Here is a 7617-nt window from a genome sequence, read left to right as displayed (position 1 = left end):
ACTGAAGGAAACGCCTTATTCTCAATACGGTGTGCTTCTTGCTGTGACCAATTACGAACGTTTTTTGTAGGCACTGTGTCTGTTTCCCAGTGCCAGACTGCGTTTTATCTCTAGCAGTATCCAGCGCAATCCTAAACTCGTGAAAACCACACCTGCGAGTTCTAAACAATCCGCTAGAATTTAAGCCAAACTCTGTGTCATTTTGGGCAGATAGCCTGTTATGATCTCTTGACTTGCGTTAGGCAGGCTGCTGGAACTGTTTTCCTCTAGGCTTTCTCAAACTGGTGGACAGAGCGGTACATTCCTCCGTCGTTATCCACGATCGCTCTCCGCATCCTTTTTGCGCCCCCATACTCCTTGATGCCCTGATTTCATGACCGCTGTGCCAATCTCAAGACAGCCATCTCCACCCGATCGCCCCGATGGAAAAGCCTCCTCGGACGAGATGACGCCTGTTTTTGCCTTGAAGGAATTAGTGTCACGGCTGCACCGAGAGCAAAATAAGATTCAGGATTTATTAAGTTCCCTTGGTTTCGCCCTCCGCAGTTTTAACAATCTAAACCAATTCTTAGAGCTAACCCCTCTCATTGCTAGCCGTGTAACCGATGCAGATGGGGGTGCCCTTGTCCTGTTCAAAGATGGGCAAATGCGGTTAGAGCGGCTCCACTGCCAGGACGGCCATTGTCAAGATGTGCGCCAAGCCTTGGAAGCAGCCACCCGGCGAATTACAGCAGCCTCAGCAGCGGCTCCGGGCAAGGTGGTTCTACCTCTAACCAATGCAACCGAGACGCTGGATCACCACGTCAGCCACTTTTTAGGGTCGGATGTCCAGCTTTTTGGGACGGCCATTATCGTCAAAAATATTGAGCGAGGTCGTCTATACGTCTTTAGTCGTGACCCCGCCTATACCTGGACCGAAACTCGGCAAAAATTAGTGCGTCTAGTGGCCGATCAAACGGCAGTGGCGATCGAAAACGATCAGCTTACGGTAGAACTGCGGAAAAAAGAACGGCTTGACCGGGAATTAGAAATCGGTGCAGAAATCCAGAACCAGCTTTTGCCCAGACAGTGTCCGGTCATAGATGGAATTGAGTTAGCAGCCCGGTGTCAAACGGCAAACCGAGTCGGGGGCGATTATTACGACTTCATTCCGGCTAACTATGATCAAATTCGAGCGGCTAGAAATGGCTTCCCCACATCCGATTGCTGGAGTATTGCGATTGGGGACGTGATGGGAAAAGGTGTCCCTGCTGGATTAATTATGACGATGCTGCGCGGCATGCTGCGAGCGGAAGTACTCAACCGTCACGCTCCCGATCGCATTTTGCAGCACTTGAATCATGTCATGTATAGCGATTTGGAAAACTCCAATCGCTTTGTGACGTTGTTTTATTCAGAATACAATTCTGAAACGCGAGTTCTGGCTTACAGCAATGCCGCCCACAATCCGCCGTTGCTTTGGCAGGCCGCCACGAATTCGATTCGTCGTCTAGATACGCTGGGGATGCTCATTGGTCTGGATATGGAGACCCAGTATCACAGCGCCAAGGTGCAGCTTCAACCTGGAGATGTGGTGATCTACTACACGGATGGCTTTACCGATGCCGCCAATCGTCAGGGCGATCGCTTTGAGGAAGAAAATCTAGTGCGATCGCTGCGCTGGGCCTGTCACCATTACGAGCATCCCCAGGACATTTTGGACTACTTATTTTTGCAGGTACAGCAGTTTGTGGGGAATGGGCGTTCCGTAGACGATGACATGACGCTAATTGTCCTAAAAGTAAAATCGGATGCTGCGGGATCGTAGGGGCGATCGCCGTTTCGTTTTTTTCTCAACCTTGTTCCAAGGCTATGCAAACCAAGCTTCTACTCACCTCATTTCGCACCTGGAAAGCGAAGCAAGCGTCTAATGCCTCGGATGATTTACTTGGGCATATGCTAGCGGAGTCGGCCTGGACGCGATCGCTCTCCGTTCACGCGCTACGACAGATTCCCGTGGATTTTCAGCACGCTCCGGTACGAGTGATTGGTGAAATCCAAGACCTTCAACCGGATCTCGTCCTCCTCTGCGGCATGGCGGCATCACGCAAGTTATTGAATTTAGAACAGCAGGCGATCGCTGGAGACAAAGTTCGCACAACCTCCCTCAACCTCAAGCAGATTCGGCAAGGCTTACCCTACACTCGCGTGAGCAAAAACGCCGGACGCTTTGTCTGTAATGGCTTGTACTACGCGGTTCTCTCCCATCTGCAAGCTCAGCCAAACCAGACCCCATGTCTATTTGTCCATGTCCCTATTCTGACCGCAGAGAATACAGCAGCAATCCTTCAAGACTTTCAGGTGGTGCTGGCGCGGAGTCTGGCCGACGTTCAAGCTAAAAAAGCTTGTCTACCTGCACAACAGCGCGATACTATCACCGTTTAGAAATGTCTGTCTTGAAACTATATCCTATTGCCCATGCTGCCCCTCCTTGCGGTATTGACCCTTGCCCAAGCCATACCCGACGAACCCCCACCGGAACCTGTAGAAGTGGTGCGCCCCCAGGAGGTGCGATCGCTCCCTGGGCAGTTTGATGACGTTCCTATGTTCAACAGCAATAGTCCCGAACTTGTGCAAAGCGGAGGGATCCTGCTGTCTACCTTTTCGCCAGAGGGGAAGACCCACCCCAATGCCCATCTCAACTTTCCGTTTACAGGACGGTTTGATGTCTTTGCCCATCACGTTTACCGCTCGGTTACTGAGGGAGATTTAACCACGCTCTATTTGGGGATTCTGCTCTATAATCCCGGCACGGAACCTGTTACCGTCGATATTTTGCAAGCGGCGAGCTATCTCAGCCAACCGGATGCGCCGTTTATTTCGCTGCCGCCTCTGGTGGAGAATCCCAGGGGGGAGGTGTACGCAGGGCCAGGGAGTCGGGCGATGAGCGACATTCTACGGGGGCAGCGGCAGGATAGCTTCCCATCTCAGGTTGAGGTGCCGCCCGATGGGTATCAGCTCTTGATGAACGTACCGATTCCGATTGCTGACCTCGATCCACCGATTAACGGACGCTCAACCCTCATGCGGGTACGAAGCTCGGATACCGTCTACGCGGCTAGCCTTGCCCTCTTTGCGCCGACCGACGATGAGGGGGTTGAACGCGAACCCACGCTCGATGAGTGGATTGAGGTTCTCAACACAGGTGAACTGGCCGAAATGCGCGATCGCACCCCTACGCCGCTGGATCAAACCACGGGTCAGGTCATTTATGGGCGCGTGTCGGGCGTCTCCGAAGGATCCCTATGGCAGGCGCAGGTGGTCGATTCTCCAGAGTCCACGACCCTGACCATTCCCGCCGCAGGAGAGGCGTTTTCCTATGGCATTAGTACGCTCATTGCAGGGCGAATGGGGACGGAACAAGTCCAGAGCGCTCCGATGCTGGTGCGTTATCCGGATACGGCGTATCAGTCCCACGGTAACTATGCGGCGGAGTACAACCTTTCGCTGCCCCTCTATAATCCCGACAGCCGCGATCGTACCGTTACTATTGCCTTAGAAACGCCCCTAAAGGAGGATAGCCTGAGCACCGATGGCTTACGCTTCTTGGAGCCTCCGGCAGAGCAAGTATTCTTTCGGGGAACGGTGCGGCTTCGCTACACTGACGATCGGGGCTTCCCCCAAACCCGCTATGTTCATTTAGTCGAACAACGGGGACAGATGGGGGAACCGTTGGTAACGTTGACGATGCCTGGAGAAACTCGACGGTTAGTTAATATTGATCTCCTGTATCCCCCCGATTCTACGCCGCCCCAGATGCTGACGGTGCAGACGCTGGTGGATGAGTAGAACGAGAGGCGATCGCTCTTTGTACCCGGTTGGAGTTTGGGATGCAGGGGCGATCGCCAGGGCAATGTTCAGTTCAATATTCAAAAAAAAGAGAGCCTCACGTTACGAGGCTCCCATCCCCTAAGTTCCAATCGGTTGATCTATCGACCTGCGCCAGCCGAAGCCTGAGCCGAATCAACTACTTCCAGACTCACTGGCGCTACACCAGCGCTAACCAAACCAATCACGTTTGCCGCTCCTGTAGACAGATCAATCACTCGTCCTGGAGCATGGGGGCCTCGGTCATTAATACGCACAATGACAGAAAGACCATTATCCAAGTTAGTGACTCGAACTTGAGTTCCAAAGGGAAGACTAGGATGGGCGGCGGTCAATGCATTCTGATTGAAAATTTCGCCACTGGCACTGTAGTTTCCATCAAACCCAGGGCCATACCAGGAGGCTAACCCGCTAAAGGCAGCTTGAACAGCGCTGACCAGAGTTCCTTGAGATGCGTGGGGATCGCCTTCAATTTCGTCTAGCGGGGGTGCGGAACCGAGCAACCGTCTTAGACGATTTGTAGCCTGGAGCGCATCTTCAGCGTGGTCACGGGTGGTATCCGGCAAGATGGTGTCATCATCAATGCGGGCAAGCACCTCATCTCCAACGGTGATGACATAGGCTTGTTCATCTCCGTCCCATTTGACGCTGATGCTTTCGGCATCCACGCCTTGGCGATCAAGTTGGTTTAAGGTTGCAGCGATCGCCGTTGCCCGGAGCACGGGATCGGATTGGTCGAGAACTTCAGATGCTGCTGATTCAGCGGGAAGAACGTCAGAGGGTGCCTGAACCGACGCAATTTTAACTTCTTCACCCTCTATCGATCCGGGTTGAACATTGGACGCAGATAGGGAACTAGCTGGAGCAGATGTAGAGGAGTCGCTACTCGACCCTAAAAACGTTAAAACTGGAATATTGCGAACATAGAGAGTTGCTGCATTTCGACCGTTCATGTCGTGCGGCAGAATGTTGGCGATCGCATCCTCGGCTAAATCGGTCTGCTCCTGGGACTGGTATTCACCAACCTTCACCACCTCTGCTGAGTTCGATGCTTCCATGCTCTCTGTACTATCAGCAAGCTCAGAAACCGAAGCAGGGTCTTGATTTTGGTCGTCGAGATCATTCGATAACGTAACCGATGACTCTGGGGCCTCTAAGTTTTGGTCTTCGGAGCGTTCCTCAGAAACTGAGTTCTGGGCTGCTGAAGCTCCTGAATCAGTAACGCGGGAATCTGCTTGGCTAGGCGCGATCGCAGCACTCCAGGTTGTGACTAGCAGGGTTACAGCAAGGCTGCCCCAAAGATTTTTTTTGTTTTGAATCATATATCCAACTTGAAATGCATCTACGCAATCGAGTCGTGCCTTCGGCGACTGCCTGCCCCAACTGGAGCAAGGATTCGTGATCCCAAGTCGTACTCGTTACGCATTTATCTTCCTTGTTTTGGACTGCCATACACTAACACGAAGTTTTCCCGATGGGGATCAGGGTATGCCGAGTATTTTGTATAACTTTACAATTCTCTCATATTTTAGAATTATGTCTTAAATCCGTGTAGGCATTGTCCAGAAAAGGTTTCGAGCTTTTGTATAACAATGTTACTTTATGATTTCTTCACAGAAAACTGGGAACTTTTATGCCAAGCCCCTATTTCGTTACGAGGCTAAATATTTCGCCCATTGAGGAACAACGTCCGCAGATCCGTACCAAATTTTTTGGGGTCGGGGGGAATGCACAACCTGATCGAGAACAAGATTTGTCGCTCCCTCCAAATGGGCCGCTTCGACGGGTGTAATTTCGTCCCCCCAGCAGTTGCCCTGTCCGCAGGTGAGTTGATAACTGCTGTAGGTAAACCAACCTTGCAGCGATCGCCACGACTTGATTGAAAACGGCTCGCCTTTCATGGCTTTTCCAGCCACGCACACATACTGCACGGAGGGGTAGAATGCACCAGGATAATTCTCTTTAACAAAATCCAGGTTTCGCTTCGTCCAGCGTTCCTGGCTGATGTGGGGAGTGCCAAGGGTGACCAAGGTGGCGATCGCCGAATGGGCATTCCAGCGCACCTTTCTTCCGGCATCCGATGGATGGATATCGTAGGGAACCTCACCTAAATAAATGCGGGCAATCCAGCCTCCCGCTGAATGACCGACCAAATTCACGCGATCGCTCCCAGATTCAGCGCGAACTTTCTCGACGGTCTGATGCAGGGCATTGAGAATAGGGGTTACGGAGCGGCCACCTAGGGTTGGAAACCAATCCTGACGTTTTAGGGGTACAGTAGTTGCGGTAATCCCCAGGCTTGATAGCGCCTGTTCCATTTCACGATAGGGGCGATCGCCCGCTAAATATCCCGGCAAAATAACAGTTGGCAGCGGCATAAAACGTTATGAAGTTTCGTTACACGCGCCTATTATCCCCTAGGTGTCAGGTGTTCCTCAAATCTTCTTGAGCTACAGCAGTTGATTTAAGCGTTCTACGATCTCAGCCTTGAATGGGGACTGCACGTTTTGATAAGCAGCCACAATCTCTGCACTGACTCGATCTTCAATGGCGCTCGCTTCTGCTGCCGAAGCACACGGTTCATACACCTCTGGATGTCGGCACGGATGCAGAACCGTTGCCGCCACCACGCTGAACAACTCATCATCAAAGCGGGGCAAGGAATTTTGGGAATAATCTGATGGTTCGGATACAGACGTGGGTGGGGTGCCAAACGGATCGACATCCGATGTTGAAGTGAAGTGTTGGGCGACCGCCGTTCCCAACTGTTCAGCGAGGAGTTGGCTTTTCGCACTAAAGCGAATGTAGGAACGAAGCGGATAAATGGGTTGCATTGTGATTGCCTCTGTTGATCAGCGCGGGGTCGTAAGCATTACCGTTCTCCATATCCGGGAATCCGTCTGCAAACCCCGCCATTGCTAGGTTCGGTAACGTTGTCGCGCTGTTCCGTTTCCCTAATTTCAGCCCCACGATTAAAGGCATGACCAAGAATGCCCCAGGAGGGTAATGGCGATCGCCCCATGCGCTAGGCACGATAGGTTCAGTTGACACGTTCAGCGGTCTGACGAATTCCCGGTTCCAGCACCCTGACTGCTCAACCGTACTTTACCCTATTGAGGACATTGATATGGCAACAACATTTGAACTGGCGGCGGCACCCTCTGTGAGCAGCCCCCAACCCAAGAAGCAGTTGACTGATTCCGAAACCTACTCCAAGAATATCTTGGGTCCTGTACAGTTTGAACTGTCTAACCTGCGCGTTGAGGGAACTGCTAGCGACCCAATCCCTCCTGAGTTTGTAGCGCCGGGGCAGTCTCCTTACATTATCGCTTCGGACGAGATGTTCAACTCCAGCGTGAACATCAAGTTCAACAAAACCCCGCTGTCTTCCCTGTTGATGTGCTTGGGCACCAAGATCACCATCAACTTCCATTATGAAGGTCAGGGTGGATCGGCAACGGAGGTGGATCTGGCCGCAACGATCACGACTCAGAAAGATGAGTACGAGTATGTGGTGAAGTTGGCAAGCTTCCCGGTGAAGGCCGGCATGACACCGGGTTTGTACATTGTGTCGGCGACGGCTGAAATCGGCCCCGCAGAGCACAAGTGCAGCCAGTACGTCATGGGGTATGGTTACATCGCTAAGGTGCTGCTGCAAGTCTACTAAGATTCGTACAGATCCTAAGCGTTGAACGGTGACGTACTCCCGACACCGATGCAAACATACGGTGCGGGCTTCTCCCACCGGAA

Annotated in this window: 7 protein-coding genes; 4 read left to right on the top strand and 3 right to left on the bottom strand. The window is 52.3% G+C overall.

Annotated elements, in window-relative coordinates:
* Positions 1-373 precede the first annotated feature (373 nt).
* From IGR76_13510 to IGR76_13500, 3 genes are read left to right on the top strand one after another with little or no spacing between them, the layout of a single operon-like run.
* Positions 374-1807 carry a PP2C family protein-serine/threonine phosphatase gene (locus IGR76_13510; protein MBF2079494.1) on the top strand — a complete coding sequence of 478 codons (1434 nt, stop codon included), beginning with the start codon at positions 374-376 and terminating at the stop codon, positions 1805-1807.
* A gap of 44 nt (positions 1808-1851) precedes the next feature.
* A complete protein-coding gene (locus IGR76_13505; GenBank protein ID MBF2079493.1) occupies positions 1852-2424 on the top strand; it encodes a peptidase C15 in 573 nt (190 codons plus the stop codon).
* A gap of 33 nt (positions 2425-2457) precedes the next feature.
* On the top strand, positions 2458-3828 hold the full coding sequence (locus IGR76_13500) for a DUF3370 domain-containing protein (protein MBF2079492.1): 1371 nt from the start codon (positions 2458-2460) through the stop codon (positions 3826-3828).
* A 140-nt stretch (positions 3829-3968) separates the two neighbouring features.
* On the opposite strand, the gene IGR76_13495 is transcribed toward IGR76_13500, so the two are convergent.
* From IGR76_13495 to IGR76_13485, 3 genes are all read right to left on the bottom strand, one after another.
* Positions 3969-5189 carry a septal ring lytic transglycosylase RlpA family protein gene (locus IGR76_13495; protein ID MBF2079491.1) on the bottom strand — a complete coding sequence of 407 codons (1221 nt, stop codon included), beginning with the start codon at positions 5187-5189 and terminating at the stop codon, positions 3969-3971.
* 330 nt (positions 5190-5519) lie between these two features.
* A complete protein-coding gene (locus IGR76_13490; protein ID MBF2079490.1) occupies positions 5520-6245 on the bottom strand; it encodes a lipase in 726 nt (241 codons plus the stop codon).
* 72 nt (positions 6246-6317) lie between these two features.
* Positions 6318-6701, bottom strand: coding sequence for a hypothetical protein (locus tag IGR76_13485; GenBank protein MBF2079489.1), 384 nt, complete (start codon positions 6699-6701; stop codon positions 6318-6320).
* 293 nt (positions 6702-6994) lie between these two features.
* Between IGR76_13485 and IGR76_13480 the strand changes: the two genes are divergently transcribed.
* Complete coding sequence (locus IGR76_13480) at positions 6995-7534, top strand: hypothetical protein (GenBank protein MBF2079488.1); 540 nt, start codon at positions 6995-6997, stop codon at positions 7532-7534.
* The last annotated feature ends 83 nt before the right edge of the window (positions 7535-7617 follow it).

The organism is Synechococcales cyanobacterium T60_A2020_003 (genome assembly GCA_015272205.1).
Taxonomy (GTDB): Bacteria; Cyanobacteriota; Cyanobacteriia; order RECH01; family RECH01; genus JACYMB01.
This window is presented reverse-complemented; position numbering and strand designations above follow the sequence as displayed.

Bases quoted from the DNA above. Each gene is read 5' to 3' on its own strand.
- IGR76_13510 (MBF2079494.1), top strand. From the start codon at position 374: ATGACCGCTGTGCCAATCTCAAGACAGCCATCTCCACCCGATCGCCCC.
- IGR76_13505 (MBF2079493.1), top strand. From the start codon at position 1,852: ATGCAAACCAAGCTTCTACTCACCTCATTTCGCACCTGGAAAGCGAAG.
- IGR76_13500 (MBF2079492.1), top strand. From the start codon at position 2,458: ATGCTGCCCCTCCTTGCGGTATTGACCCTTGCCCAAGCCATACCCGAC.
- IGR76_13495 (MBF2079491.1), bottom strand. From the start codon at position 5,189: ATGATTCAAAACAAAAAAAATCTTTGGGGCAGCCTTGCTGTAACCCTG.
- IGR76_13490 (MBF2079490.1), bottom strand. From the start codon at position 6,245: ATGCCGCTGCCAACTGTTATTTTGCCGGGATATTTAGCGGGCGATCGC.
- IGR76_13485 (MBF2079489.1), bottom strand. From the start codon at position 6,701: ATGCAACCCATTTATCCGCTTCGTTCCTACATTCGCTTTAGTGCGAAA.
- IGR76_13480 (MBF2079488.1), top strand. From the start codon at position 6,995: ATGGCAACAACATTTGAACTGGCGGCGGCACCCTCTGTGAGCAGCCCC.